We start from the raw sequence: 26,977 nt of genomic DNA, 5'->3' as shown, positions 1-26,977 counted from the left end.
TGCGGGTGCGGGGGACTGACTATGTTCAAAAATTTAACCCAACTGCTGCTCAGCCAACTGAGCCGCCACCTGCCGCGTCGTCTGGTACAGCGCGACCCGATGATGACTGGCAAACAGCTGGCCGATGCCACCCTGCCAGATAGCCTTTCTGCCCACTGCCTGCGCGTGGCGGCGATGGACGAAGAGACGCTGTGGCACACCTTTGGCAGCCACCCGGAAGGGCTGAATCCTGCCGAGGTGGTCGCCGTGCGCGAAGCCCATGGCGACAACCAGATCCCGGCGCAACAGCCGGCCCCCTGGTGGCGGCACCTCTGGTCCTGCTACCGCAATCCGTTCAATCTACTGCTCACGCTGCTGGGGGTCATCTCCTACGCCACGGAAGATCTCTTTGCCGCCGGGGTGATCGCCCTGATGGTGGCCATCGCCACGCTGTTGAACTTTGTGCAGGAGGCGCGCTCGACCAAAGCCGCCGATGCCCTGAAAGCGATGGTTAGCAATACCGCCACGGTGTTGCGCGTCATTAATGATAAAGGCGAGAACGCGTGGTGTGAGTTGCCCGTCGATCAACTGGTGGCCGGGGATATTGTGAAGCTGGCCGCCGGGGATATGATCCCGGCGGATTTACGCCTGTTGCAGGCAAGGGATCTGTTCGTGGCCCAGGCTTCGCTCACCGGGGAATCGCTGCCGGTAGAGAAGGTTGCCCGCAGCCGCAACCCGCAGCAAACCCATCCGCTGGAGTGCGATACCCTCTGCTTTATGGGCACCACGGTGGTAAGCGGTACAGCGCAAGCGATGGTGATCGCCACCGGCGGCAATACCTGGTTCGGCCAGCTTGCCGGGCGCGTCAGCGAGCAGCAGAGTGAACCCAATGCCTTCCAGCAGGGGATTGGCCGCGTCAGCATGCTGCTGATCCGCTTTATGCTGGTGATGACCCCCATCGTGCTGGTGATCAACGGCTACACCAAAGGCGACTGGTGGGAGGCGGCGCTGTTTGCTCTGTCAGTAGCCGTGGGCTTAACCCCGGAGATGCTGCCGATGATTGTCACCTCCACGCTGGCGCGCGGGGCGGTGAAGCTCTCAAAGCAAAAAGTGATTGTTAAACACCTCGACGCCATTCAGAACTTTGGCGCCATGGATATCCTCTGCACCGACAAAACCGGCACCCTGACGCAGGATAAAATCGTGCTGGAGAACCACACGGATATCTCCGGCAAAAGCAGCGAGCGCGTGCTGCACAGCGCCTGGCTGAACAGTCACTACCAGACCGGGCTGAAAAACCTGCTCGACGTGGCGGTACTGGAAGGGGTGGACGAAACCGCCGCGCGGACGCTCTCTGCCCGCTGGCAAAAAGTGGACGAGATCCCCTTCGACTTTGAACGCCGCCGTATGTCTGTGGTGGTCAGCGAGCAGGAGGATGTGCATACGCTTATCTGCAAAGGGGCGTTGCAGGAGGTCCTCGCGGTCTCGACCCACGTGCGTCATAACGGCAACGTAGTGCCGCTGGATGAGAGCATGCTGCGCCGCATCGCCCGGGTGACCGATACCCTGAACCGTCAGGGGCTGCGGGTGGTGGCGGTGGCGACAAAACGGCTGCCTGCGCGCGAGGGGGATTACCAGCGTATCGATGAATCGGATCTGATCCTCGAAGGCTATATCGCCTTCCTCGATCCGCCGAAAGAGACCACCGCTCCGGCGCTAAAGGCGCTAAAAGCCTCCGGCATCACGGTAAAAATCCTCACCGGCGACAGCGAGCTGGTGGCCGCCAAAGTGTGCCGCGACGTGGGGCTGGACGCGGGCGACGTGGTGACAGGCAGCGATATCGAACGGCTTTCAGACGATGAACTGGCCGCACTGGCCAAACGTACCACCCTGTTTGCGCGCCTGACGCCTATGCACAAAGAGCGCATCGTTACCCTGCTGAAGCGCGAAGGGCACGTGGTGGGCTTTATGGGGGATGGTATTAACGACGCCCCGGCGCTACGGGCGGCCGACATCGGTATCTCCGTGGACGGCGCGGTCGATATCGCGCGGGAAGCGGCTGATATTATCCTGCTGGAAAAAAGCCTGATGGTGCTGGAAGAGGGGGTCATCGAGGGGCGCCGCACCTTTGCCAACATGCTGAAATACATCAAGATGACCGCAAGCTCCAACTTCGGTAACGTCTTTAGCGTGCTGGTTGCCAGCGCCTTCCTGCCGTTTTTACCGATGCTACCGCTGCACCTGCTGATTCAGAACCTGATGTATGACGTGTCGCAGGTCGCGATCCCGTTCGATAACGTCGACGAGGAGCAGATCCGCAAACCCCAGCGCTGGAATCCGGCGGATTTGGGACGCTTTATGCTCTTCTTTGGCCCGATCAGTTCGATCTTCGACATCCTGACCTTCTGCCTGATGTGGTTTGTGTTCCATGCCAACGTGCCGGAAGCGCAGACGCTATTCCAGTCCGGCTGGTTTGTGGTCGGGCTGCTGTCGCAGACGCTGATTGTGCATATGATCCGTACCCGCCGCATCCCGTTTATCCAGAGCCGTGCGGCCTGGCCGCTGATCCTGATGACCGGGCTGGTAATGCTGCTGGGCATTGCGCTGCCGTTCTCGCCGCTGGCGAGTTACCTGCAGCTACAGGCGCTGCCGTTGAGCTACTTCCCGTGGCTGGTGGCGATCCTGGCCGGGTACATGGTGTTGACCCAGATGGTGAAAGGGTTCTATAGCCGCCGCTATGGCTGGCAGTAAGCGTTTTAATAATAAATGGCAACCCCGGTTGTAATGCCGATCAGTTAGCACAGTGGAATCGTTCCGTTCACCTCATGTTCAGCAGAATATGGCATTACACCACCCGTGAACGTGATAAGGGGGACCGCCGGGCCCCCCTTATCAATCCCCGCGGCCCCGCGACGAAATCGGTGCTTCGCACTGCGCTCACCTCCCGACCTCCTGCCTGCGGTCGGCTCAACTCGACGTCCCTGTCTCGCTTCGCCTCTGGCCGCCATCCATGGCGTCCAGCCCTTGTCATCCGGTCTCCGGTTCGCCGATTTCAGCGGGGAGTCAACACCCGTGCCCCGGTCAGGCCGCAGAGTCGCGGGAGGGAGGGGACCAGTCCGGCAGAAAATCGCCGAGGCGTTGACCGCAGGCCGGGGCGAGGCGCAGGGATGCGCCGAGAGGGCGTGACCTACAGGGATGTAGGATCGCGCCCGACCCGATAGCCGGAGGGAGAAAGCCGAGGGTACCGCGAAGCGGCGATTTTCATTGCCGGGAGCCGGGGTAGCCAGGGGGGCGGCGGCGAGCCCCCTGGCACGTTCACCGCAGCGGAACCGGCATAAAGCAGAGATGCCATAGTGAACGGAAACTTTCCACTTCAGTGACATAGAAATACCGGATTGCTTAACTGACTGGCATTACAACCCCGGTTGCCATTTTACTCTCTCCACGCAGCGCATTGCGGTAAGCACTCCTCAAACAGACCCCTATTTTTTCCTAAATTAGACAGGCTGTGATCTACGTCATCCTGTTAGCTTGACCCCTAATATGGGGCATGTTAACAAAATGTTTTACTTTTTTTGGCCCGTCAAATAAGGAACTTTCATGTTACGGTACAGCCTCTTAACCGCCGGGCTTATGCTCGGCGCGTCTGCGTTTGCCTCCCCGGTGGGCGATCTTCCCCTGATGCCCTGGCCGGCAAAGGTAGAGCATCCCGGCACGCAGGGCGCGCTGGTGCTGACCAATCAGGTCGCGGTCAAGGTCAGCGGAGACGATCTCAGCGATGCCGTGACCCGTCTGCGCGATCGCATTGCGCTGCAAACCGGCTGGACGTTACAGCCGCAGCCCGCCAACCCGGATAAGCCGACCATCACCATTACCGTTGCCCGCAAGGTGGACGCGCTGCCAAAGCCGGACAGTGATGAGAGTTACAAACTGACCGTTAACGCGAATGGCGTGGCTATCACCGCGAATACCCGCTTCGGCGCGCTGCGGGCGATGGAAACCCTGTTGCAACTGATTCAGAACGGCCCGGAAAACACCGCGCTGCCGTGGGTCTCGATTGAAGATGAGCCGCGCTTCCCCTGGCGTGGCCTGCTGCTCGACTCTGCCCGTCACTTTATTCCGCTGGAGGCGATCAAACGTCAGATCGACGGCATGGCGGCGGCGAAACTTAACGTGCTGCACTGGCACCTCACCGACGATCAGGGCTGGCGCTTTACTTCGAAGCGTTATCCAAAGCTGACCCAGCTCGCCAGCGACGGGCTGTTCTATACCCCGGAGCAGATGCGTGAGGTGGTCAAGTACGCCGCGGCGCGGGGGATCCGCGTGGTGCCTGAAATAGACATGCCAGGCCACGCCTCGGCAATTGCGGTGGCCTATCCTGAGCTGATGAGCGCCCCCGGCCCGTATGAGATGGAGCGTCACTGGGGCGTGCTGAAGCCGGTACTCGATCCGACCAAAGAGGCGACTTATACCTTCGCGGCGGCGATGGTCAGCGAACTGGCGGCGATCTTCCCCGATCCTTATCTGCACATCGGCGGGGATGAGGTGGACGACAGCCAGTGGAAAGCCAATGCCAGGATCCAGCAGTTTATGCGCGACAATAAGCTGGCCGACAGCCACGCGCTGCAGGCGTATTTCAACCGCAAGCTGGAGACCATCCTCGAGAAAAATCAGCGCCAGATGGTGGGCTGGGACGAAATCTTCCACCCGGATCTGCCAAAAAGCATCCTGATCCAGTCCTGGCAGGGGCAGGACGCACTGGGGGAAGTGGCGAAGCAGGGGTATAAGGGCATCCTCTCCACCGGTTTTTATCTCGATCAGCCACAGAGCACCGCTTATCACTACCGCAACGAAGTGGTGCCCGAGGGGCTCAATAATGTGGATGTGATTACCGACAACGACAGCGCCCAAAGCTGGTCATTTAGCATGCCGCGTCTGAAAGGCAAGCCGGTAGAGGGCAGCTTTACGCTGGTGACCGGCGAGAAAGGCTGGCGCGGATTTATCGATTTCAACGGTAAATCCCGTCGGGCGGTAAACGACATTGAGTGGCGCGCCGACAATCAGGTGAGCTTCACGGTGGATACCTGGATGGGGGAAACCCGCCCGGTCATCACCGTCACGGATGATAAGCTCAGCGGCTACTTCCTCGTGGGCAATGTACGCTATCCGGTGACCGGTGCCCGCCTGGATGCGGTGCCGAAGGGGATCATGCCCGCCGTTCCGGATACCGCGCAACAGGCGAACCTGCTGGGTGGCGAAGTGGCGTTGTGGGCCGAGAACGTGGCCGCGCCGGTGCTGGATATCAAGCTCTGGCCGCGGGCGTTTGCGGTGGCGGAGCGGCTATGGTCGGCGAAAGAGGTGACGGACATCGACAACATGTACACCCGCCTGCAGGCGATGGACACCTGGAGCACCGTCTCTGCAGGTCTGCAGCAGCATAGCCAGCAGCAGACGCAGTTTATCCGCCTGGCAAATAATACCGATACCGTGGCGCTGCAAATTCTCGCCCAGGCGCTGGAGCCTGCGCAGTATTACACGCGCCAGCACCTGAAGTTCCAGGCAGGCAACTACCATCAGTTCGAGCCGCTGAACCGCTACGCGGATGCCCTGAGTGCGGAAAGTCATACCGTGCGTCAGATGAACAAGTGGGCGGAACGTCTGGTGAGCGATGCCGAAGACAACGAAAGCGCCGACGCGCTGCGGCATGTCTTTACCCGCTGGCAGAACAACACCAGCGATGCGCTGGCTCTCAGCGAAAGCAACTATCAGTTAAAAGCGCTGAAGCCGGTGATTCAGGAGGTGGATAAGTTGTCGTCCATTGGCTTGCGGCTCACCGATCTTGTGGCGCGACAAGGGACGCTGGATGATGCCGAGATTGCCTCAATTCAGCGTGAGCTGGACGGTGCGGCACAGATTCAGGATGAGGTGGTGATCGCGGTGGTCTATCCGCTGGAAAAACTGCTGCGCGCGACGCGCAATCAGTAAAAAAATCCCTCTCCCGGGTGGGAGAGGGAAGGGGTGTTATTTTTTCAGCACCCAGGCCTGCTGCCAGTGTGAACCGACACCCGGTTCATACTGGTTAGCCGCTTTCTTGTACTGTACGCAGTAGCCGCTATATGGGAACGGTTTGCACTGGTAGGTTTTGCCATTTTTCGGCTGCAGAACAACGGTGCCCGCAGTGTAGCTGCTCAGGTTTTCCGGGAAGCGGTAGTCATACTGGCCCGCAGTACCGGTATCGGCGCTGGCTGAATCCTCTTCCAGCATCATGTTGATAACGTCCTGCGCAAACAGGGTGCCGTCTTTATTGGTCGCGTAGTATTTCAGCATATGGTGGCCAGCCGTCACGTTAGTCAGGTTCATGGTGACATCCTGATTCGCGTTGTTCATATCCTGCTTCAGATAGCCTTTCTCCGCGCCCTGATGGTTCATCACGTGCGCTTCCAGATTCACATCACCCTGAGTGTTAACGTGGAAGGAGACGGTCGCGTTGCCGTTAACGATTTTGCTGTACTGGACATTGCTCACGGCAATGCTTTCGTCCACCTGAGCCTGCTGCTCTTCATAAGAGATGGCTACGGATCGCAGGGCGCTGCCCTCTCTCACGTACACGCTGTTTGCGCCGTGAACCGGGTTCACATCGCCGCCTTCATCTTTCATCCCTACGCGGACATCGTTCTGCTCAGCGTTGATTTTCTGCGCCAGGTCGTAAGACCACTGGTTAGCATCGCCCTGGGCGTCAGAGGAGATGGTCATTTCGGTGCGCATGGAGACCACTTCACCGTTGGCATCGAAGAAGCGGGCAATCACTTTATCGCCAGCGTTCAGGTTATTGCCGGAAATTTGGCCGTTGAGGGTTTTTGCCCACTCAGACACGACCGCTGGGGTTTCGTCCGGCGTCTGGCTGCCGCCATTACCGAAATCAACGTCGATAGCCTGGTAGAAGCTATTTGTGGTATCGGCAATTTCCCATACCGCGTAAATAACCTGGTAACCCGTACGTTCCGGAACATTACAATTCATATTCTGGGTAACGGCTGGCGCCTGGCCATTTCCATTAACGGTACAGAATGGCGTAGATTCAAATTGCGCGCGGGTCAGTGGCTTATTTGGATCCCAGTTTTGTTTGGTGATGTAATAACGCCAGTTGGTGGTTTTATGCGGGGCGGTGTGATACCAGGTAAAGGTATGCGCGCCGGCGGTCATTGGGGTTTTGGTCCAGGCGTTCAGGCTCTGGCGATCCAGCTGAGAGTACTGGGAGATGCCCGCACTGGCGAGCTGACCATCAGGCGGCAGGGTGCCGTTCGGGAAGCCGGAGGTGCGTTCCACGCTCTGCGGTTCATATTGTACGGTGCCACAGTCAACGTTCTGACCCAGTTTGCACATATAAGCACGACTGGCCGGAGACTGGACATAACCGTGAGCTAAAGCCGATGAAGCAACCGTGAGTGTGGCAAGTGCCAACGCAATTTTAGACAGTTTCATTTATTATTCCATTAAAAGAGAGTAATGCTTTTGGGCGCAGTTAGTGTTGCGCGGAATAAAAATGAAGTCATGGAATGGCGGGACGAAAAATAATAGTGAAAAAACTTGAAGGCTATTTTGGGCTGTGTATCGGGGAAATAAAAAAAGGCAGCCTGGGCTGCCTTAATATTAAAAAACAAGCGTTAGCGGCGTACGGCGATCGCTTCGATCTCGATCTTCACGTCTTTCGGCAGACGGGCCACTTCTACACAAGAGCGCGCCGGGAAGGTCGCATTGTGTTCGGTGAAGAAGGCTTCATAGGTGGCGTTAACGGTAGCGAAATCGTTGAGATCTTTAACGAAAACGGTCGTTTTCACGATATCGCCCACTTTCAGGCCTGCGGATTCAACAATCGCTTTCACGTTTTCCAGCGACTGGCGCGCCTGCGCGGCCACGTCTTCCGGCACTTCGCCATTTTTCGGGTTCACCGGGATCTGGCCTGAGGTGATGATCATGCTGCCCAGATCAACGCCCTGAACATACGGGCCGATAGCGGCTGGTGCATTTTCCGTCGCGAGTACTTTGGTCATGTTTTCTCCTGAATAACAGCGTGATAAAAACGGATTCCCGGCCATTATACACGTCATTGCGGATTAACCGGCCAGCACCACCGTATGGGAAAACTCTTTTTCGCAATATTTGCACTTCAGCGCGATATCGTTGGCGCGTTTTTTTACCGCAAAGCTGGAGTTGACCGGCTCCGCGTGGCTAATGCAGTTGCTGTTCGGGCAGACCAGTACGCTCTCGATACGCTCTGGCAGGCTCGGACGGGATTTGCCCACCACTTCGTAGTCGTCGATACGGTTCACCGTGGCGTCTGGCGCATACAGCGAGAGCTGGTTGACCTGCTCGTCGGTGAGGAAGGTGTTCTCGATTTTTATCAAATCCTTACGCCCCATCTCGCCGGACGGCAGGTTCAAACCGATGGTGATGCGCTGGTCGGTTTCGGTCAGCTTGAACAGGGTCAGCAGCTTAAAGCCCACCTGCGCGGGGATGTGGTCAATCACGGTGCCACGCTTGATGGCTTCAACCTGGAGTTTGTTATCGTGTGTCATGGTCGTCTCCCCTTACAGAGCTAAATCGCGATTCAGAACCAGTGCCAGTAACGCCTGGCGGGCAAAGATGCCGTTGCCGGCCTGCTGGAAGTACCAGGCGTGCGGCGTTTTATCGACGTCGGTGGTGATCTCATCAATGCGCGGCAGCGGGTGCAGCACTTTCATGTTGGCGCGTGCGCCCTCCAGGTCGCTGGCGCGCAGAACAAACTGCGCTTTTACGTTGGCGTATTCGGAGGGATCCAGGCGCTCTTTCTGCACGCGGGTCATATAGAGAATATCCACTTCGCCCATCACCTCTTCGATGCTGGCGTGCAGGCTCCACTTAATGCCTTTCTCGTCGAGCATATCCAGAATGTACTGCGGCATCGCCAGCGCGTCCGGGGCGATAAAGTAGAAGCGGTTGCCGGTAAACTTCGCCAGCGCCTGGGTGAGAGAGTGGACGGTGCGGCCATACTTCAGGTCGCCGACCATGGCGATGTTCAGATTTTCCAGCCGCCCCTGGGTCTCCTGAATGGTGAAGAGATCCAGCAGGGTCTGGGTGGGGTGCTGGTTAGCCCCGTCACCGGCGTTCAGCACCGGAATACCGCCAGAAAACTCGGTTGCCAGGCGCGCGGCCCCCTCCTGCGGGTGGCGCATCACGATGGCGTCCACGTAGGTGCTAATGACCGAGATGGTATCGGCGAGGGTTTCGCCCTTTTTGCCCAGCGAAGTATTACTGCTGTCGGAGAAGCCCACTACGCTGGCACCCAGGCGGTGGATTGAGGTCTCGAACGACAGGCGCGTACGGGTGGAGGCCTCGAAGAAGCAGCTGGCGATGACCTTATGCTTTAACAGCTCCGGCTGCGGGTTGGCTTTCAGTTTTGCCGCGGTTTCCAGCACCAGCTCCAGCTCTTCGCGGTTAAGGTCGTTTATGGAAATGATGTGTTTTTGATAAAGCGGATTCATGTTTATCTCCTGACGCCGGGCAAAAAAAAGCCCCTCAAATGAGGGGCTCTGGGAATAGGGATAGCTGCGGGAAGAAAAACGGCAGGCCAGCGTCTGTTTTGAGACGCGGTAAGACATTATGTCGTACACACTGAACCATGCTTCCTCCCGGCAAATTGTGGGGCATTATACGCAGCCTGAAGGCGGGATCAAGCGATAAATTCACGCTTTAAGCAAAGCAAACGGTTTGCATTGCATGGTTATGCGCTGCGGCAAATCCCGGCCAAAAAGTAGTGGTATGGCAGCCAAATTTCTCGTATAAAAGTTTAAAATGAAACGGTGTTTTATATTGAGGATTCAACCATGATCGTTGGCAATATTCACAACCTCCAGAGCTGGCTGCCTGCGGAACTGCGTCAGGCGATTGAGCACGTAATAACGCACGTTACCGGGGCGACCCCGAACGGTAAACATGATATCGACGGCAACCGTCTGTTCTTCCTGGTCTCGGAAGATATGACCCAGCCCTTTGCTGAGCGCCGCGCGGAGTATCATGCCCGCTATCTGGATATCCAGATTGTCCTGAAAGGCCAGGAGGGGATGACCTTCAGCACCCTGCCAAACGGCACGCCGGATACCGACTGGCTGGCGGACAAAGATATCGCTTTCCTGCCGGAAGGGGAGCAAGAGAAGACGGTAGTCCTGAACGAAGGGGATTTTGTGGTCTTCTACCCTGGTGAAGTGCACAAGCCGCTCTGCGCGGTGGGCGCGCCGGGGCAGGTGCGTAAGGTGGTTGTGAAGATGCTGGTGGGGTAATTCTTTTACCCCTCACCCTAACCCTCTCCCCAGAGGGGAGAGGGGATTGTACCGAGCCGTCTTTCCTTCCTCGCTCCTTTGGGGAGAGGTTTTAAAAGTTCCCTCTCCCTGTGGGAGAGGGTTAGGGTGAGGGCACCAGACCGCACCCTTTAGAATGTGATCCAGCTTAAATTTCCCGCACTCCCTCATCTCATCCCATTGTCCTGCGCTTTTTCTGCGTCATAGTATGATCGTTAAATAAACGAACGCTGTTCTATAATGTAGAACAAAACGATTAAGCAAGGAGATCCCATGCAGCAGACCGCGCAGTTTTCGGGAATTATTCCGCCTGTCTCCACCCTTTTCACCCCGGACGGCATGCTCGATAAAGCGGGCACTGCCGCGCTGATCGACGACATGATCAACGCCGGGGTGGATGGCCTGTTTTTCCTCGGCAGCGGCGGGGAGTTTACCCAGCTCAATACCAACGAGCGCAAAGCGATTGCCGAGTTTGCCATTGCGCATGTGAACGGCCGCGTACCGGTACTGATTGGCACCGGAGGCACCAACGCCCGCGAAACCCTTGAGCTGAGTCAGCATGCCCAGCAGGCAGGGGCGGACGGGATTGTGGTCATCAATCCCTATTACTGGAAAGTGTCAGAAGCCAACCTGATTCGCTACTTCCAGCAGGTGGCAGACAGCGTCACCCTGCCGGTGATCCTCTACAACTTCCCGGCCCTGACCGGGCAGGATCTCACTCCTGCGCTGGTGAAAACCCTGGTGGACTCGCGCAGCAATATCGTGGGGATCAAAGACACCATCGACTCCGTGGCCCATCTGCGCAGCATGATCCTTACCGTGAAGGCGGCCCATCCGCACTTTGTGGTGCTCTGCGGCTACGATGACCATCTGTTCAATACCCTACTGCTGGGGGGCGATGGCGCCATTTCGGCCAGCGGTAACTTTGCCCCGCAGGTGTCGGTGAACTTGCTGCAGGCATTCCGCGATGGCGATCTGGCCCGGGCGGCGCAGTACCACCAGACCATGCTGCAAATTCCGCAGATGTATCAGCTGGATACGCCGTTCGTGAACGTGATCAAAGAGGCCATCTCCCTCTGTGGTCGCCCGGTATCAACTTACGTGCTGCCGCCTGCCGGGCCGCTGGATGAGGCGCGCAAAGCGCAGCTGAAATCACTGCTACAACAGCTCAAACTCTGCTGAGCCGGACGGTCACGATGCCGATTGAAACGATTTTTACGCCGCAGGATCACGCTTTCTACTCGGTGAAAACCCACGCAGCCGGGCCGCAGGGGGCGCTACCGCTGACCCCGCAAATGCTGATGGAGTCACCCAGCGGTAACCTGTTCGGTATGACGCAAAACGCCGGGATGGGGTGGGATGCCAATAAGCTGACCGGCAAAGAGGTGCTGATCATCGGCACCCAGGGGGGGATCCGCGCGGGCGACGGACGCCCGGTAGCGCTGGGCTACCACACCGGCCACTGGGAGATTGGCCTGCAAATGCAGGCGGCGGCGAAAGAGATCACCCGTAACGGTGGCATTCCGTTTGCCGCCTTTGTCAGCGACCCCTGCGATGGCCGCTCGCAGGGCACCCACGGCATGTTCGACTCCCTGCCATACCGTAACGATGCCGCTATCGTCTTTCGGCGACTTATCCGCTCGCTGCCCACGCGCCGGGCGGTGATTGGCGTCGCCACCTGTGATAAAGGGCTGCCCGCCACCATGATTGCGCTGGCCTCTATGCACGATCTGCCCACCATTCTGGTGCCGGGCGGGGCCACGCTGCCGCCGACGCACGGGGAAGATGCCGGTAAGGTTCAGACCATCGGCGCGCGCTATGCCAACCACGAGCTGTCGTTGCAGGAGGCCGCCGAGCTGGGCTGCCGCGCCTGCGCGTCACCGGGGGGCGGGTGTCAATTTCTTGGCACCGCAGGCACCTCGCAGGTGGTGGCCGAGGCCTTAGGGCTGGCGCTGCCCCATTCGGCGCTGGCCCCCTCTGGCCAGGCCGTCTGGCTGGAGATATCCCGCCAGTCCGCCAGGGCGGTGAGCGAGCTGGATACCCGCGGCATCACCACCCGCGACATCCTGACGGATAAAGCCATCGAGAACGCGATGGTGATCCACGCGGCCTTTGGCGGCTCCACCAACCTGCTGCTGCACATTCCGGCCATCGCCCACGCGGCGGGCTGCACCATTCCGGATGTGGAACACTGGACGCGCATCAACCGTAACGTCCCGCGGCTGGTGAGCGTGCTGCCGAACGGCCCCGATTATCATCCCACGGTACGGGCGTTTCTTGCCGGGGGCGTGCCGGAGGTGATGCTCCACCTGCGCGCGCTGGGCCTGCTGCATGAAGATGCGATGACGGTCACCGGCCAGACGGTAGGCGAAAACCTTGACTGGTGGCAGGCCTCCGAGCGCCGGGCGCGCTTCCGCCAGTGCCTGCGTGAGGAAGACGGCGTGGATCCGGATGACGTGATCCTGCCCCCGGCGCGTGCCAAAGCGCGCGGCCTCACCTCGACGGTGGCCTTCCCGGTGGGCAACATCGCCCCGGATGGCTCGGTAATCAAAGCCACGGCCATCGATCCCTCTGTGGTCGGGGAAGACGGTGTTTATCGCCATACCGGACGGGCGCGGGTGTTTGTCTCGGAAGCGCGGGCCATTAAAGCGATTAAAAACGGCGAGATTGCCGAGGGCGACATCATGGTGGTGATAGGCGGCGGCCCTTCCGGCACCGGGATGGAAGAGACCTACCAGCTCACCTCGGCGCTGAAGCATGTCTCCTGGGGTAAGACGGTCTCGCTGATCACCGATGCCCGCTTCTCGGGCGTTTCAACCGGGGCCTGTTTCGGCCACGTGGCCCCCGAGGCGCTGGCGGGCGGGCCGATTGGCAAGCTGCGCGATAACGACATCATCGCCATCGAGGTCGATCGCCTTCGCCTGACCGGGAGCGTGAACTTTATCGGCACGCTGGAAGATCCCCTTACCCCGGCGCAGGGGGCGGCGGTGCTGGCCCTGCGCGCGCCGCATCCGGAACTGCACGCTCACGATTTCCTGCCGGACGATACCCGCCTGTGGGCGGCACTGCAGTCGGTGAGTGGTGGCACCTGGAAAGGGTGTATTTACGACACAGATAAAATTATCGAGGTTATTAACGCCGGTAAAAAAGCACTCGGACTTTAGGTTCTGAAATAAAAAAGGCTGTCTGCGAAGAGAAATTCGCGGACGGCTTTTTGCTGTCTGAAATATATTTAGATTAACGCAATAAGAATTTAATAACTCACTAAAATATAAGATAAAAACATTCTACCTGGTGCGTTGATAACGACCGGAATCACAAAAGCAAAATATCATAATTCATAAACCAGAAATGACCATTGCCGGAAAAATAAGCCTCTTATTACACTTTATTAACACGATTTTGTAATTAATCAGATGACCAAAGGGTGTATTCCTGTCGATGCGCCGGGGCGCTTTTTCCCTGGCTCAGGTCCCTGACGTCGGTACCGTTCCACTTTGCGTTGGGGGTAAAGATGCAGTTAACCATGAAAGATAAAATTGGCTACGGGCTGGGTGACACCGCCTGTGGTTTCGTCTGGCAGGCCACCATGTTCCTGCTGGCCTATTTCTACACCGACGTGTTTGGCCTCTCGGCGGGAATAATGGGCACGCTGTTTTTAGTCTCTCGCGTGCTGGATGCCGTGACCGACCCGCTAATGGGGCTGCTGGTGGACCGCACCCGCACGCGCCACGGCCAGTTCCGCCCGTTTCTGCTGTGGGGGGCGATCCCCTTTGGCCTGGTCTGCATGCTCACCTTCTACACGCCTGAGTTTTCGGCCAATGGCAAAATCATCTACGCCTGCATTACCTACATTCTGCTGACGCTGGTCTACACCTTCGTTAACGTGCCCTATTGCGCCATGCCGGGGGTGATCACCGCCGATCCGAAAGAGCGCCATGCCCTGCAGTCGTGGCGCTTCTTCCTGGCGGCGGCGGGATCGCTGGCGATCAGCGGTATCGCGCTGCCGCTGGTGGGGATCATCGGCCGCGGTGACGAACAGCTCGGCTACTTCGGCGCCATGTGTGTGCTGGGGCTCTGCGGCGTGGTGCTGCTCTATGTCTGCTTCTTCACCACCAAAGAGCGCTACACCTTTGAGGTGCAGCCGGGGGCATCGGTCTCGAAAGATCTTAAGTTGCTGCTGGGCAACAGCCAGTGGCGCATTATGTGTGCCTTTAAAATGATGGCGACCTGTTCCAACGTGGTGCGCGGCGGGGCCACGCTCTACTTCGTGAAATACGTGATGGACCATCCGGAGATGGCGACCCAGTTTCTGCTGTACGGCAGCATCGCCACCATGTTTGGCTCGCTCTGCTCATCCCGGCTGCTGGGCCGCTTCGATCGCGTTAAAGCCTTCAAGTGGATCATCGTGGCCTACTCCCTGATTAGCCTGCTGATCTTCTTTACGCCAGCCGAGCATATCGCGCTGATCTTCGCCCTGAATATCCTGTTCCTGTTTGTCTTTAACACCACCACGCCGCTGCAGTGGCTGATGGCCTCTGACGTGGTGGATTACGAAGAGAGCCGCAGCGGCCGCCGTCTGGATGGGCTGGTGTTCTCGACCTATCTCTTCGCCCTGAAGATTGGCCTGGCCATTGGCGGCGCGCTGGTAGGCTGGATCCTGGCCTGGGTGAACTACTCCGCCAGCAGCAGCGTGCAGCCCGTGGAAGTGCTCTCCACCATCAAAATCCTGTTCTGCGTGGTGCCGGTCACCCTCTACGTGGGCATGTTCATCATGCTCTCTTTTTACAAGCTCACGGACGCGCGCGTGGAGGATATCAGCCAGCAGCTGATCAAGCACCGGGCGGCCAGAGGCGACGATCTTCCGGCGGCCACCACCGCAACATCGCATTAAGCAGGAGGCACCATGTACACCATTACCAACCCGATTCTTACCGGCTTTAACCCGGACCCGTCGCTCTGCCGGCAGGGCGAGGATTACTACATCGCCACCTCCACCTTCGAGTGGTTCCCTGGCGTGCGCATCTACCACTCCCTGGATTTGAAAAACTGGCGGCTGGCGAGCACCCCGCTGGACCGCGTGTCGCTGCTGGACATGAAAGGCAACCCGGACTCCGGCGGGATCTGGGCGCCGTGCCTGAGCTACGCCGACGGGCAGTTCTGGCTGCTCTACACCGACGTTAAAATTGTCGATTCACCCTGGAAAAATGGGCGCAACTTCCTCGTCACCGCCCCCTCCGTCGAGGGGCCGTGGAGCGAGCCGATCCCGATGGGCAACGGCGGCTTTGATCCGTCCCTGTTCCATGACGACGATGGACGCAAATATTACCTCTATCGCCCCTGGGGGCCGCGCCACCACAGTAATCCGCATAACACCATCGTGATGCAGGAGTACTTCCCCGGGACCCACACCCTGTCGCCGGAGCGTAAAACGCTCTTCACCGGCACGCCGCTGGGCTACACCGAAGGGGCGCACCTTTATCGTAAAGAGGGCTGGTACTATCTGCTGGTGGCGGAGGGGGGCACCAGCTACGAGCACGCGGTGGTGGTGCTGCGTTCCCGCACGCTGGAGGGGCCGTACGAACTGCACCCGGAGGTCTCAATGATGACCAGCTGGCACCTGCCGGAGAATCCGCTGCAAAAAAGCGGCCACGGCTCGCTGCTCCAGACCCATACCGGAGAGTGGTTTATGGCCTATCTCACCAGTCGCCCGCAGCGCAGGCCGGGCATCCCGCTGCTGGCAAGCGGTGGGCGCGGCTACTGCTCGCTGGGGCGCGAGACGGGCATCGCCCGCATCGCATGGCGCGACGGCTGGCCGTATGTGGAAGGGGGAAAACACGCGCAGCTCAGCGTGCCGGGGCCGCAGATGGCAGAGAGCAACGTGGCCGCGCCCGCCACCTGGCGGGACGACTTTGACCACGCGACCCTCGACCCGGAACTGCAGACCCTGCGCATCCCGTTCGATGCCTCGCTCGGCTCCCTGAGCGCCCGCAAGGGCTGGCTGCGGCTGTACGGCAACGACTCCCTGAACTCGACCTTTGTGCAATCTACCGTCGCACGCCGCTGGCAGCATTTCACCTTTACGGCCGAGACGCGCATGGAATTTTCGCCGCGCCACTTCCAGCAGAGTGCCGGGCTCACCTGCTACTACAACAGCAAAAACTGGAGCTACTGCTTTGTCGATTACGAGGAGGGGCAGGGGCGCACCCTGAAAGTCATTCAGCTCGATCAGAACCAGCCGCTCTGGCCGCTGCACGAGCAGCCCATCCCGGTGCCGGACGATGCGCAAAGCATCTGGCTGCGGGTGGAGGTCGATCGTCTTGAGTATCACTACAGCTACTCCTTCGACGGTGAAACCTGGCACAGCGTGCCCATCACCTTCGAGGCGTGGAAGTTGTCAGATGACTATATTGGCGGGCGCGGCTTCTTTACCGGGGCCTTTGTCGGGCTGCACTGCGAGGATATCAGCGGTGACGGTTGCCACGCTGATTTCGACTACTTTAGCTATACGCCAGAAGAGGCGTAACGCCTCAGGCCGGGCAGCCGAGGGCACGTGACAGCTGCTGCCCGGCCTCCTGCAGTTGCTCGCGGAAGCGGGCCAGCTCCGCGTCGTCCACCCGGGAGGTGAGGGTAGAGAGGCTTAGCGCGGCAATGACGCGTGATTCATGGTTGCGCACCGGCACCGACACGCAGCGCACGCCTTGTTCGTTCTCTTCGCTGTCCAGGGCGTAACCCTGCGCACGGGTTTCGGCCAGCGCCGCCAGCAGCGCCTCGCGGCTGGCAAGGGTCGCCGGGGTAAAGGTGGCGTAGTCGTACCCTTCCAGCAGGGCATTCAGCTCCGCCTCGCCGAGCCAGGCAATCAACACTTTCCCGATGGCGGTGGCATGCACCGGCAGGCGACGGCCAATGCGCGAATAGGCGATGGCCGCGAGTTTGCCTTCAATCTTCTCGATATAGACCCCTTCGCGCCCGTCCAGAATCCCCAGGTGGGTAGTCTGCCCGGTGCGATCGGACAACGCCTGCAGCCAGGTTTTTGCCTTCTGGCGGATGTCGATTGTGCTCACCACAAAATGACCGCGCTCGACCAGCTTCATGCCGGGGCGATATTTACCGTTCTCCGGGTTCTGATCGATATAGCCATGCAGTTGTAGGGTTTTGAGCAGCGAGTGAAGCGTGCTTTTACTCAGCCCCATCTGTTTGCTGATATCAGTGATCTTCAGTTCCGTGGCCTGCTCGTTAAAGAGGTCGAGGATCTGTAAGGCACGTTCAACAGATTGAATAATAGGCATAATCAGGCATCGCTCGCGCTGGAAACAGGCGAAAAAAGTACCTGTTTTTCGCTGAAAAATCAATCGAATGGCGCTTTCATGCCCTGGTTTGCAGGGACATGAGCGTTATACGCGGAAAGAGAAAAAAAGAGGCTGAAAAATTTGACTTAAGTCATTCTTTGGACTTATTCAGTTTTATTGCATAGATAGGCAACGTCTATTACTCAGCGTTTCATTCTTCTTTTACACTTTCTTACAGTAGGGCTTTTCAGTGTAATTGCGTGATTCGTTTAAAAGGTATTTTAATGACGTCTTCAAAGATATGGATTTGTTTAGGTTCGATTGCCAGCCCGGCCACGGGAACATTATTCGCCAAAATCCTCACTCCACATAATCACAAATATATACTCTGGTATCGTGGCGATCGGCTGATAAAAACGGGCGATCAGGTCAAAGTATTAACCAACCGCCTGTTTATCGATGACGCGTTATGCGACATCAATATTCTGCAAATAGACAAATACCAGCACAGCCTGTGGCGAGTCATGCACAATATGTCCAGCTGTCCCGGCCATCGCGAGCCTCTGGAGGCGCCCTGTGTGGCCCCCGCGAAATGTATTTTTACTACCTGCCCCTATGGCAAAACGCGGATTGTAAAAAGATAAGGATGTTGAGTGGACTAAAGGCATTACGCCAGGAGTATCCTGGCGTTTTTTTTATTATCGCGAAAAAGATTAATTGCCGAGGGTGGCGACCATCACCGCCTTAATGGTGTGCATGCGGTTTTCCGCCTGGTCAAACACGATACTCGCCGGAGATTCAAAGACCTCATCGGTCACTTCCATGCCGCCGTGTAGATCAAACTCCTTCGCCATCTGCTGGCCCAGGGTGGTCTGGTCATCGTGGAAAGCGGGCAGACAGTGCAGGAACTTGACGTTCGGGTTGCCGGTCAGCGCCATCATCTGGCTATTCACCTGATAACCGCGCAGCAGGGCAATCCGCTCCGCCCACTTCTCCTTCGGCTCACCCATCGACACCCAGACGTCGGTATAGATAAAGTCGGCCCCTTTCACACCGGCCGCCACATCTTCGGTGAGGGTGATCTTACCGCCGTTCTTCTCGGCCAGGACGCTGCACTCGGCTATCAGGCTCGCTTCCGGCCAGCAGGCTTGTGGCGCCACCAGGCGCAGATCCAGCCCGGTGAGGGCCGCCGCTTCGAGCATCGAGTTACCCATGTTATTACGTGCATCGCCGGTATAGACCAGCACCATCTCGTTAAATGCCTTGCCCGGCAGATGCTCCTGCATGGTCAGCAGGTCTGCCAGCAGCTGCGTGGGATGGAACTCATTGGTCAGCCCATTCCACACCGGCACGCCGGCAAACTGCGCCAGGGTTTCAACCACTTCCTGGCCGTGACCGCGATATTGAATGCCGTCATACATGCGGCCCAGCACCCGCGCGGTATCTTTAATTGACTCTTTATGCCCAATCTGGCTGCCGCTTGGGCCGAGATAAGTGACGCGAGCACCCTGGTCAAAAGCGGCAACTTCGAAAGAGCATCGGGTACGGGTTGAGTCTTTTTCGAAGATGAGCGCGATGTTTTTGCCAGTAAGCTTTTGTACTTCAGTCCCTTTTTTCTTGTCGGACTTTAACTGCGCCGCCAGGGCGAGCAGCCCGGTAAGCTGGGCAGGGGTAAAGTCGAGCAATTTCAGGAAGTGTTTTTTAAACAGTTCAGACATTTTATCCTCACATGGCAGAGGCCACTTATTGAATTAAAATTCAATTTATCTATATGAATATTCATTTGCAACCCTGTTTCACAAATCTTTCGTCGAAAGGTGGAGGCAAACACATCCGTGTGTGAAAATAGAAGTACTGCCGCACTTTAAAGAGGATTGAGCCATGGCAAACCCGGAACTACTGGAAGAGCAACGCGAAGAGACGCGCCTGATTATTGAAGAGCTGCTGGAAGATGGCAGCGATCCGGATGCGCTGTACACCATTGAGCACCATTTCTCTGCGGATGATTTTGAAGCGCTGGAGAAGCTGGCGGTGGAGGCGTTCCGTCTGGGTTATGAAGTGACCGAGCCGGAAGAGCTGGAAGTGGAAGAGGGCGACACCGTCATCTGCTGCGATATCCTGAGCGAAGGCGCCCTGAAAGCCGAGCTGATCGACGCGCAGGTAGAACAGCTGATGGACCTGGCCGAGCGCTTTGAAGTGGAGTACGACGGCTGGGGCACCTACTTCGAAGATCCGAACGGCGAAGAGGGTGAAGAAGGCGACGACGAAGACTACGTCGACGAAGATGACGACGGCGTGCGTCACTAATAGCGTATTAGCGGCAGTGCACACTGCCGCTTTCAAGGTTCAAACATGGATTACCCGCAGATACTTGCTCCCGTTCTAAACTTCCTCCCGTGCCCCACCCCGCAAGCGTGGATAGATAAAGCCCGCGACCCGGCCAACCTGCCGCTGTTGCTTACCGATCATATGGTGTGCGAACTGAAAGCCGCCCAGACCGCGCTGTTATTAGTGCGAAAATACGTCGCCGATGAAAGCGGTGCCGACGCGCTGCTGGCGTGGCTTAAGCCCTACGAAGCCTTCACCTTTCGCGACGGGCCGGAACCCGACTTTATCGCCCTGCATAAGCAGATAAGCAAAAGCGTGATGCCCAAAACCGACGACCCCTGGGGCCAGGCGCTTATTGACAGCATGGTGTTGTTAATTAAAGAAGAGTTGCACCATTTCTGGCAGGTGCGCGAGGCGATGGTCACGCGTAACATCCCGTACGTCAAAATCACCGCCAGCCGCTACGCTAAAGGGATGCTGAAAGCCGTGCGCACCCACGAGCCGCTGACGTTGATCGACAAATTGATCTGTGGGGCCTATATCGAGGCGCGCTCCTGCGAGCGCTTTGCCGCGCTGGCCCCCTTCCTCGACGACGACCTGCAGAAGTTTTACCTGTCTTTGCTGCGCTCTGAGGCGCGCCATTATCAGGACTATCTGCACCTTGCGCAGCAGGTGAGTGACGAAGACATCACCCCGCGCATTAAGCACTTTGGCGACGTCGAGGCTACGCTTATCACGTCTGCAGATAGCGAGTTCCGCTTTCATAGCGGCGTGCCGGTTTAATTGATAAGGACAAGTGATAATGAAAAAGGGGTTAGGTATTGCGGCAGCCGTCGTGCTGGGCATGGTAGTAGCGGGCTGGATCTTTCGCGACCAGCAGCCCACCACGGAACAGCAGCTCGACACCGCGCTGGGCAGCATGCCGGTGTGGCAGGTGATTAAAGAGCAAGACCCGGCGTTCCGCAAAAAAGTGCAGGACGAGATGATCGCCCTGCAAAAGGCAGGCAAGAACGAGCAGCAGATTATCGACACCATCCAGCCGCAGATTTTGCATCTGCAGATGGCGCGCCTGCAAAACGCCCCGGATGCCAACGTGGTGGAGTATATGAAGATCAATATGGAGCAGACCGCCGCCATGCAGAAGGTGAGCGACGATAGCTGCTTCCGCTTCCTGTACCCGGAGGTGAAAGGAGGCGTGAACCCGATGCGCCTGCTGAGTAAAGAGCTGATGCAGCGCCGCATGGAGGCGGATGCCACCATGATGCGTGCCGCCTTCGGCCCGAACAAGCACACCGTGACCCCGGAAGAGGTAAAACGCGCCGAGACCGACGTGGTGCCGATTGTGCAGAAGCTGGCAGAGAAGTACGGCCAGGATTTCGAACTGCTGCAGGCGCCGAACAAGGCGGTGGGCAAAGAGAAAGTAAGCTGCGAGCTGGTGCAGGACCTGTGGAACAACGTGCTGACGCTGCCAGAGAAGAACGCCGCCGGGCTGATCCGCTATGCGGTGTCGGACCTGTAAGGGCGGTTACGCTGGTTTTTTCAACACTTAGCGCAGGTTTAGCGCGCCGCCGCTTGCATGGCGGCGCGTGACAGGTATAATCCACAACGTTTCCGCATCCCCTTCAGTGCCGAAGTGGCGAAATCGGTAGACGCAGTTGATTCAAAATCAACCGTAGAAATACGTGCCGGTTCGAGTCCGGCCTTCGGCACCATCGGAACATCAATAGACGTCAATGGACGTCTTTTTTTGTGCCTGAAATCCAGTATCCGCAAGGCTTTCCTCGCTTTTTCACTCAACCTAAGTCAACCTGATTCAATCTACATCAACTAACTGATGCGGGTACAACTGCGGGTATATCGCGGTTCGATAATGTTTGTACCCACACAGAACCCTTGAAAGGATACTCATCATGGCTCTGAGTGATGTAAAGGTTCGTTCGGCTAAGCCTGAAGCAAAAGCCTATAAGCTGACTGACGGTGAAGGCATGGTTTTGCTGGTTCACCCTAACGGCTCCAAATACTGGCGGCTTCGTTATCGTTTCGGCGGTAAGGAGAAGATGCTGGCGCTGGGTAAATACCCTGAGGTTTCACTGGCGGATGCCAGGGCTCGCCGGGACGAAGCTCGTAAGCTGTTAGCTAATGGTGTCGATCCCAGTGAGAACAAGAAGGTCGTTAAGGTAGAGCAGGAGCAAGAAGCGATCACGTTTGAAGTGGTCGCCAGAGACTGGCACGCCAGTAATCAGAAGTGGTCTGCATCACATAGTGCCCGTGTATTGAAAAGCCTTGAAGATAATCTCTTTGCTGCTATCGGTAAACGGAACATTGCGGAACATTGCGGAACATTGCGGAACTGAAGACTCGGGATCTTCTTGTACCCATCAAAGCTGTGGAATCATCCGGACGACTCGAAGTCGCCGCCCGTTTACAGCCACGTACTACTGCCATTATGCGGTTTGCTGTGCAGAGTGGTTTAATCGACTACAACCCTGCACAAGAAATTGCCGGTGCAGTTGCTACAGCGAAAAGACAGCATCGCGCTGCACTTGAGCTTAATCGCATTCCTGAACTACTTCATCGCATTGATCACTACTCTGGCAGACCGTTAACTAGGTTGGCAGTGGAACTCACTTTGTTGGTCTTCATTCGTTTGAGTGAACTGCGTTTTGCTCGCTGGTCAGAAGTGGATTTTGAAACGGCTATGTGGACGATACCAGGTGAGCGCGAACTGCTGGAAGGAGTTAAACATTCTCAGCGTGGTTCAAAGATGCGGACTCCCCACTTTGTTCCTTTGTCGCGGCAGGCTCTGGCTATTTTTGAAAAGATCAAAAGCATGAATGGGAATCGAGAGCTGATCTTTGTGGGCGATCACGATCCGCGTAAGCCGATGAGTGAGAATACGGTTAACAAGGCTCTACGAGTGATGGGCTATGATACGAAAATGGGAGTCTGTGGGCATGGTTTCAGGACGATGGCTTGTAGTTCTCTGATAGAGTCAGGGTTGTGGTCGAGGGATGCTGTGGAGCGGCAGATGAGCCATCAGGAGCGTAGTTCTGTACGGGCAGCTTACATCCATAAGGCGGAACATCTAGGAGAGAGGAGACTGATGCTGCAGTGGTGGGCGGATTATCTGGATGCGAATCGGGAGAAGGGGGTGAGTCCGTTTGATTTTGGGAATAATGGTAATATGTTGAAATGATTTAATTATTTATCGATTTTATAATTTAAAAGTGCGCTCGATATGGTCAGCTGACTTGCTTGAAGAGTTTGGGTTTTTTGTGTTTAGTACAGCACTACAAAATAGACGAACCCTTAAGAATTAGTCAGTTGCTGTGACGTTGGTCATTGCCCGGGAATATGTAGAAAGCTAAGATAAAGAGTTATGAGCCTTAAATATACGGATAGGCTTGCACAGCGATGGATTAAAACTTAATGATGACTAAATCCAATTTTGAGTTCCTTAAGGGCGTCAACGATTTCACCTATGCCATCGCCTGTGCGGCGGAAAATAATTACCCGGATGATCCCAACACCACGCTGGTGAAAATGCGTATGTTTGGCGAAGCGACGGCTAAACACCTTGGCCTGCTGCTGGATATCCCCCTCTGTGAGAATCAACACGATCTTCTGCGTGAACTGGGCAAAATTTCCTTTGTTGATGACAACATCCTTTCTGTATTCCATAAATTGCGCCGAATTGGTAACCAGGCCGTCCACGAATACCATAATGATTTGGATGATGCCCAGATGTGCCTGCGCCTGGGTTTCCGTCTTGCCGTCTGGTATTACCGATTGGTAACCAAAGATTACGACTTTCCTGTGCCGGTTTTTGTGCTGCCTGAGCACGGTGAGGATCGCTACCACGCCGAAGTTCTCACCCTCAAACAGCAACTGGAACAGCAGACACAGGAAAAAGTACAAAGCCAGGCAGAACTGGAAGCTCAGCAGCAACGATTAATTGCACTCAACGGCTACATTGCCGTTCTCGAAGGCAAACAGCAGGAAACCGAAGCACAAACCAAAGCACGCGTGGCCGCACTGGAAGCGCAACTCGCCGCCAAAAACGCCGAGTTAGCAAAACAAACCGAACAGGAACGCAAGGCATATCATAAAGAGATTACCGACCAGGCTATCAAGCGCACACTGAATCTCAGCGAGGAAGAAAGCCGCTTCCTGATTGATGCCCAACTGCGTAAAGCGGGCTGGCAGGCCGATAGTAAAACGTTACGTTTCTCCAAAGGTGAGCGTCCAGAACCGGGTGTAAATAAAGCCATTGCCGAATGGCCAACTGGCAAAGATGAAACCGGGAAGCAAGGTTTTGCGGATTATGTTCTGTTCGTGGGCCTTAAGCCTATCGCAGTGGTCGAAGCAAAACGTAAAAATATCGATGTTCCCGGCAAACTCAACGAATCGTATCGCTACAGTAAATACTTCGATAACGCGTTCTTACGCGACACATTGTTAGAACACTACTCTCCTGATGAAGTACATGAAGCGGTACCTGCTTACGAAATTAGCTGGCAGGACACCAGCGGCACACAGCGTTTTAAAATCCCCTTTTGCTACTCCACCAACGGGCGTGAATACCGCGCGGCAATGAAGACCAAAAGCGGTATCTGGTATCGCGACGTCCGCCACACCACCAATATGTCGAAAGCGCTGCCGGAATGGCATCGCCCGGAAGAGCTGCTGGATATGCTGGGCAGCGATCCGCAAAAACAGAATCAGTGGTTTGCCGATAACCCCGGAATGAGCGAACTGGGTCTGCGTTATTACCAGGAGGATGCCGTTCGCGCGGTAGAGAAGGCCATTGTTAACGGCCAACAAGAGATCCTGCTGGCAATGGCGACCGGTACCGGTAAAACCCGTACCGCCATCGCCCTGATGTTCCGCCTGATCCAGTCGCAGCGTTTCAAACGCGTCTTGTTCTTGGTGGATCGTCGCTCGCTCGGCGAGCAGGCGCTGGGATCGTTTGAAGATACACGGATTAACGGCGACACTTTTAACAGCATTTTCGATATCAAAGGATTGACCGATAAATTCCCGGAAGACAGCACCAAAATTCACGTCGCCACGGTTCAGTCGCTGGTTAAACGCACGCTGCAATCAGATGAACCGATGCCGGTCGGCCGTTACGATTGTATTGTCGTCGATGAAGCACATCGCGGCTACATTCTTGATAAAGAGCAGACCGAAGGCGAGCTGCAGTTCCGAAGCCAGCTGGATTATGTTTCCGCCTACCGCCGCATTCTCGATCATTTCGATGCGGTAAAAATTGCGCTGACCGCCACGCCAGCGCTGCACACGGTAGATATTTTCGGCGAGCCGGTTTACCGCTACACCTACCGTACGGCGGTGATCGACGGTTACCTGATCGACCAGGATCCGCCTATTCAGATCGTCACCCGTAACGCGCAGAATGGGGTCTATCTTTCCGAGGGTGAACAGGTGGAACGCCTGAACCCACAGGGCGAGCTAATCAACGACACGCTGGCTGACGATCAGGATTTTGAGGTCGCCGATTTTAACCGCGGCCTGGTGATCCCGGCGTTTAACCGCGCGGTATGCGGCGAGCTCACCAAATACCTGGATCCCACCGGGCAGCAAAAAACGCTGGTATTCTGCGTCACCAACGCCCATGCCGACATGGTGGTTGACGAGCTGCGTACCGCGTTTAAGAAAAAATATCCACAGCTGGAACACGACGCGATCATCAAGATCACCGGCGATGCCGATAAAGATGCGAAGAAAGTGCAAAGCATGATCGTCCGCTTCAACAAAGAGCGACTGCCCAATATCGTAGTCACCGTCGATCTGCTGACCACCGGCGTGGATATCCCGTCTATCTGCAATATTGTGTTCCTGCGCAAAGTCAAAAGCCGCATTCTCTACGAGCAGATGAAAGGCCGCGCCACACGTCTGTGCCCGTCGGTGGGGAAAACCAGCTTTAAGATTTTCGACTGCGTGGATATCTACAGCTCGCTGGAAAGCGTCGACACCATGCGCCCGGTGGTTGTGCGTCCGCAGGTGGAGCTGCAAACGCTGGTCAATGAAATTACCGACTCAGAAACCTACAAAACCATCGAAGCTGATGGCCGCAGCTTTGCCGAACACAGCCATGAACAGCTTGTCGCCAAGCTGCAGCGGATTATCGGTCTTGCCACCTATAACCGCGATCGCAGCGAAGCGGTGGATAAGCAGGTTCGCCGTCTGGACGAGTTGTGCCTGGATGCTGCGGGCGTTAACTTCGGCGGACTGGCTTTGCGCCTGCGGGAAAAAGGACCGCACTGGAGCGCCGAGATTTTCAATAAGCTTCCCGGCTTTATCGCGCGCCTCGAAAGGCTGAAAACCGATATCAACGCCCTGCGCGATGCCCCCATATTCCTCGATATTGACGATGAGGTGATGAGCGTCAAATCGCTGTATGGCGATTACGACACGCCGCAGGATTTCCTCGAAGCGTTTGATGCGCTGGTGCAGCGCTCCCCGAACGCCCAGCCCGCGCTGCAGGCGGTGATTAATCGCCCGCGCGACCTCACCCGTAAAGGGCTGGTGGAATTGCAGGAGTGGTTTGACCGCCAGCATTTTGAAGAGTCCTCCCTGCGCAGCGCGTGGAAAGCGACGCGCAATCAGGATATCGCCGCCCGGCTGATCGGCCACATCCGCCGTGCGGCGGTGGGCGATGCGCTCAAACCGTTCGACGAGCGTGTCGATCACGCGCTGACGCGTATCAAGGCCGAGAACGACTGGAGCGATGAACAGCTAAGCTGGCTCGACCGTTTAGCGCAGGCGCTAAAAGAGAAGGTGGTGCTCGACGACGATGTTTTCAAAACCGGCAATTTCCACCGCCGCGGCGGTAAGCCAATGTTACAGCGTACCTTTGACGACAACCTCGACAGCGTGCTGGATAAGTTCAGCGATTACATCTGGGACGAACTGGCTTAAGAGGGTATCATCCCCGTTTTCGCCGGATGGCGGCGATGCCTTATCCGGCCTACAGGGTTACGTGTAGGCCGGATAAGCGAAGCGCCATCAGGCATCCGAAACGCT

At 56.9% G+C, this 26,977-nt stretch carries 20 protein-coding genes, 1 tRNA gene and 2 pseudogenes; 15 read left to right on the top strand and 8 right to left on the bottom strand.

Translation table 11 applies throughout. The annotated features are described in order from the left end of the window. The first annotated feature begins 21 nt into the window (after positions 1-21). Both mgtA and WFN75_RS14160 read left to right on the top strand, forming a co-directional pair. A complete protein-coding gene (mgtA, locus tag WFN75_RS14165) occupies positions 22-2,730 on the top strand; it encodes a magnesium-translocating P-type ATPase (protein ID WP_336996377.1) in 2,709 nt (902 codons plus the stop codon). An 849-nt stretch (positions 2,731-3,579) separates the two neighbouring features. Continuing rightward, a complete protein-coding gene (locus WFN75_RS14160) occupies positions 3,580-5,964 on the top strand; it encodes a beta-N-acetylhexosaminidase (protein ID WP_336996376.1) in 2,385 nt (794 codons plus the stop codon). Between the two features lie 36 nt (positions 5,965-6,000). Here WFN75_RS14160 and gbpA read toward each other — a convergent pair whose 3' ends face one another. The 5 genes from gbpA to pyrL all read right to left on the bottom strand — a co-directional run bounded on the left by gbpA (position 6,001) and on the right by pyrL (position 9,639). Beyond that, complete coding sequence (gene gbpA, locus WFN75_RS14155; RefSeq protein ID WP_336996375.1) at positions 6,001-7,461, bottom strand: N-acetylglucosamine-binding protein GbpA; 1,461 nt, start codon at positions 7,459-7,461, stop codon at positions 6,001-6,003. A 182-nt stretch (positions 7,462-7,643) separates the two neighbouring features. After that, the gene (gene ridA / locus WFN75_RS14150) at positions 7,644-8,030 is read right to left on the bottom strand and encodes a 2-iminobutanoate/2-iminopropanoate deaminase (RefSeq protein WP_040077424.1); all 387 of its coding nucleotides are present in this window, start codon (positions 8,028-8,030) and stop codon (positions 7,644-7,646) included. Between the two features lie 63 nt (positions 8,031-8,093). After that, positions 8,094-8,555, bottom strand: a complete 462-nt coding sequence (gene pyrI, locus WFN75_RS14145) for an aspartate carbamoyltransferase regulatory subunit (protein WP_040077423.1) — start codon at positions 8,553-8,555, stop codon at positions 8,094-8,096. A gap of 12 nt (positions 8,556-8,567) precedes the next feature. Next, positions 8,568-9,500, bottom strand: coding sequence for an aspartate carbamoyltransferase (gene pyrB, locus WFN75_RS14140; protein WP_046886522.1), 933 nt, complete (start codon positions 9,498-9,500; stop codon positions 8,568-8,570). Between the two features lie 34 nt (positions 9,501-9,534). Next, on the bottom strand, positions 9,535-9,639 hold the full coding sequence (pyrL, locus tag WFN75_RS14135; RefSeq protein ID WP_072039576.1) for a pyr operon leader peptide: 105 nt from the start codon (positions 9,637-9,639) through the stop codon (positions 9,535-9,537). Between pyrL and WFN75_RS14130 the strand changes: the two are divergent. From WFN75_RS14130 to WFN75_RS14105, 6 genes and pseudogenes are all read left to right on the top strand, one after another. Further along, a pseudogene (locus WFN75_RS14130) lies at positions 9,619-9,696 on the top strand (hypothetical protein); the annotation flags it as partial. The gene pyrL and the pseudogene WFN75_RS14130 overlap by 21 nt on opposite strands. Before the next feature lie 146 nt (positions 9,697-9,842). Then, positions 9,843-10,295 (top strand): YhcH/YjgK/YiaL family protein, encoded by a 453-nt coding sequence (locus WFN75_RS14125; protein WP_336996374.1) that lies wholly within the window; start codon positions 9,843-9,845, stop codon positions 10,293-10,295. Between the two features lie 291 nt (positions 10,296-10,586). Further along, positions 10,587-11,495 (top strand): dihydrodipicolinate synthase family protein, encoded by a 909-nt coding sequence (locus WFN75_RS14120; RefSeq protein ID WP_336996373.1) that lies wholly within the window; start codon positions 10,587-10,589, stop codon positions 11,493-11,495. 14 nt (positions 11,496-11,509) lie between these two features. After that, positions 11,510-13,477, top strand: a complete 1,968-nt coding sequence (locus WFN75_RS14115) for a YjhG/YagF family D-xylonate dehydratase (protein ID WP_336996372.1) — start codon at positions 11,510-11,512, stop codon at positions 13,475-13,477. Between the two features lie 350 nt (positions 13,478-13,827). After that, entirely contained in the window at positions 13,828-15,207 is a 1,380-nt protein-coding gene (locus tag WFN75_RS14110) for an MFS transporter (protein WP_336996371.1), read from the top strand. A 12-nt stretch (positions 15,208-15,219) separates the two neighbouring features. Next, on the top strand, positions 15,220-16,839 hold the full coding sequence (locus WFN75_RS14105; RefSeq protein WP_336996370.1) for a glycoside hydrolase family 43 protein: 1,620 nt from the start codon (positions 15,220-15,222) through the stop codon (positions 16,837-16,839). A 4-nt stretch (positions 16,840-16,843) separates the two neighbouring features. On the opposite strand, the gene WFN75_RS14100 is transcribed toward WFN75_RS14105, so the two are convergent. Then, positions 16,844-17,602: an IclR family transcriptional regulator gene (locus WFN75_RS14100; RefSeq protein ID WP_207292895.1), complete on the bottom strand. Its 759-nt coding sequence runs from the start codon at positions 17,600-17,602 to the stop codon at positions 16,844-16,846. 284 nt (positions 17,603-17,886) lie between these two features. Here WFN75_RS14100 and WFN75_RS14095 point away from each other — a divergent pair, with 284 nt between their 5' ends. Next, entirely contained in the window at positions 17,887-18,246 is a 360-nt protein-coding gene (locus WFN75_RS14095) for a hypothetical protein (protein ID WP_040077413.1), read from the top strand. Positions 18,247-18,315: 69 nt separating this feature from the next. On the opposite strand, the gene argF is transcribed toward WFN75_RS14095, so the two are convergent. Together argF and argL are read right to left on the bottom strand one after the other, a co-directional pair. Beyond that, entirely contained in the window at positions 18,316-19,320 is a 1,005-nt protein-coding gene (gene argF / locus WFN75_RS14090) for an ornithine carbamoyltransferase (RefSeq protein ID WP_336996369.1), read from the bottom strand. Continuing rightward, entirely contained in the window at positions 19,290-19,385 is a 96-nt protein-coding gene (gene argL / locus WFN75_RS22690) for a putative translational regulatory protein ArgL (RefSeq protein ID WP_233803539.1), read from the bottom strand. Before argL ends, argF begins: the two co-directional genes overlap by 31 nt. A 98-nt stretch (positions 19,386-19,483) precedes the next feature. Here argL and rraB point away from each other — a divergent pair, with 98 nt between their 5' ends. The 6 genes and pseudogenes from rraB to hsdR all read left to right on the top strand — a co-directional run bounded on the left by rraB (position 19,484) and on the right by hsdR (position 26,872). Continuing rightward, positions 19,484-19,909, top strand: coding sequence for a ribonuclease E inhibitor RraB (gene rraB, locus WFN75_RS14085; RefSeq protein ID WP_040077411.1), 426 nt, complete (start codon positions 19,484-19,486; stop codon positions 19,907-19,909). A 45-nt stretch (positions 19,910-19,954) separates the two neighbouring features. Then, the gene (gene miaE / locus WFN75_RS14080) at positions 19,955-20,713 is read left to right on the top strand and encodes a tRNA isopentenyl-2-thiomethyl-A-37 hydroxylase MiaE (RefSeq protein ID WP_040077410.1); all 759 of its coding nucleotides are present in this window, start codon (positions 19,955-19,957) and stop codon (positions 20,711-20,713) included. Positions 20,714-20,732: 19 nt separating this feature from the next. Continuing rightward, the gene (locus tag WFN75_RS14075; protein ID WP_046886439.1) at positions 20,733-21,449 is read left to right on the top strand and encodes a hypothetical protein; all 717 of its coding nucleotides are present in this window, start codon (positions 20,733-20,735) and stop codon (positions 21,447-21,449) included. A 108-nt stretch (positions 21,450-21,557) separates the two neighbouring features. Further along, positions 21,558-21,642, top strand: a tRNA-Leu gene (locus WFN75_RS14070). Between the two features lie 198 nt (positions 21,643-21,840). Continuing rightward, positions 21,841-23,126: pseudogene (locus tag WFN75_RS14065) on the top strand (tyrosine-type recombinase/integrase). Positions 23,127-23,359: 233 nt separating this feature from the next. Beyond that, positions 23,360-26,872, top strand: coding sequence for a type I restriction-modification system endonuclease (hsdR, locus tag WFN75_RS14060; RefSeq protein ID WP_336996368.1), 3,513 nt, complete (start codon positions 23,360-23,362; stop codon positions 26,870-26,872). The last annotated feature ends 105 nt before the right edge of the window (positions 26,873-26,977 follow it).

This window comes from Leclercia sp. UBA7405 (genome assembly GCF_037152215.1).
GTDB classification, from domain to species: domain Bacteria; phylum Pseudomonadota; class Gammaproteobacteria; order Enterobacterales; family Enterobacteriaceae; genus Enterobacter; species Enterobacter pneumoniae.
The sequence above is the reverse complement of the archived record's forward strand: the minus strand, read 5'-3'. Positions and strand labels throughout refer to the sequence as shown.

Bases quoted from the DNA above. Each gene is read 5' to 3' on its own strand.
- mgtA (WP_336996377.1), top strand. From the start codon at position 22: ATGTTCAAAAATTTAACCCAACTGCTGCTCAGCCAACTGAGCCGCCAC.
- WFN75_RS14160 (WP_336996376.1), top strand. From the start codon at position 3,580: ATGTTACGGTACAGCCTCTTAACCGCCGGGCTTATGCTCGGCGCGTCT.
- gbpA (WP_336996375.1), bottom strand. From the start codon at position 7,461: ATGAAACTGTCTAAAATTGCGTTGGCACTTGCCACACTCACGGTTGCT.
- ridA (WP_040077424.1), bottom strand. From the start codon at position 8,030: ATGACCAAAGTACTCGCGACGGAAAATGCACCAGCCGCTATCGGCCCG.
- pyrI (WP_040077423.1), bottom strand. From the start codon at position 8,555: ATGACACACGATAACAAACTCCAGGTTGAAGCCATCAAGCGTGGCACC.
- pyrB (WP_046886522.1), bottom strand. From the start codon at position 9,500: ATGAATCCGCTTTATCAAAAACACATCATTTCCATAAACGACCTTAAC.
- pyrL (WP_072039576.1), bottom strand. From the start codon at position 9,639: ATGGTTCAGTGTGTACGACATAATGTCTTACCGCGTCTCAAAACAGAC.
- WFN75_RS14125 (WP_336996374.1), top strand. From the start codon at position 9,843: ATGATCGTTGGCAATATTCACAACCTCCAGAGCTGGCTGCCTGCGGAA.
- WFN75_RS14120 (WP_336996373.1), top strand. From the start codon at position 10,587: ATGCAGCAGACCGCGCAGTTTTCGGGAATTATTCCGCCTGTCTCCACC.
- WFN75_RS14115 (WP_336996372.1), top strand. From the start codon at position 11,510: ATGCCGATTGAAACGATTTTTACGCCGCAGGATCACGCTTTCTACTCG.
- WFN75_RS14110 (WP_336996371.1), top strand. From the start codon at position 13,828: ATGCAGTTAACCATGAAAGATAAAATTGGCTACGGGCTGGGTGACACC.
- WFN75_RS14105 (WP_336996370.1), top strand. From the start codon at position 15,220: ATGTACACCATTACCAACCCGATTCTTACCGGCTTTAACCCGGACCCG.
- WFN75_RS14100 (WP_207292895.1), bottom strand. From the start codon at position 17,602: ATGCCTATTATTCAATCTGTTGAACGTGCCTTACAGATCCTCGACCTC.
- WFN75_RS14095 (WP_040077413.1), top strand. From the start codon at position 17,887: ATGACGTCTTCAAAGATATGGATTTGTTTAGGTTCGATTGCCAGCCCG.
- argF (WP_336996369.1), bottom strand. From the start codon at position 19,320: ATGTCTGAACTGTTTAAAAAACACTTCCTGAAATTGCTCGACTTTACC.
- argL (WP_233803539.1), bottom strand. From the start codon at position 19,385: ATGAATATTCATATAGATAAATTGAATTTTAATTCAATAAGTGGCCTC.
- rraB (WP_040077411.1), top strand. From the start codon at position 19,484: ATGGCAAACCCGGAACTACTGGAAGAGCAACGCGAAGAGACGCGCCTG.
- miaE (WP_040077410.1), top strand. From the start codon at position 19,955: ATGGATTACCCGCAGATACTTGCTCCCGTTCTAAACTTCCTCCCGTGC.
- WFN75_RS14075 (WP_046886439.1), top strand. From the start codon at position 20,733: ATGAAAAAGGGGTTAGGTATTGCGGCAGCCGTCGTGCTGGGCATGGTA.
- hsdR (WP_336996368.1), top strand. From the start codon at position 23,360: ATGATGACTAAATCCAATTTTGAGTTCCTTAAGGGCGTCAACGATTTC.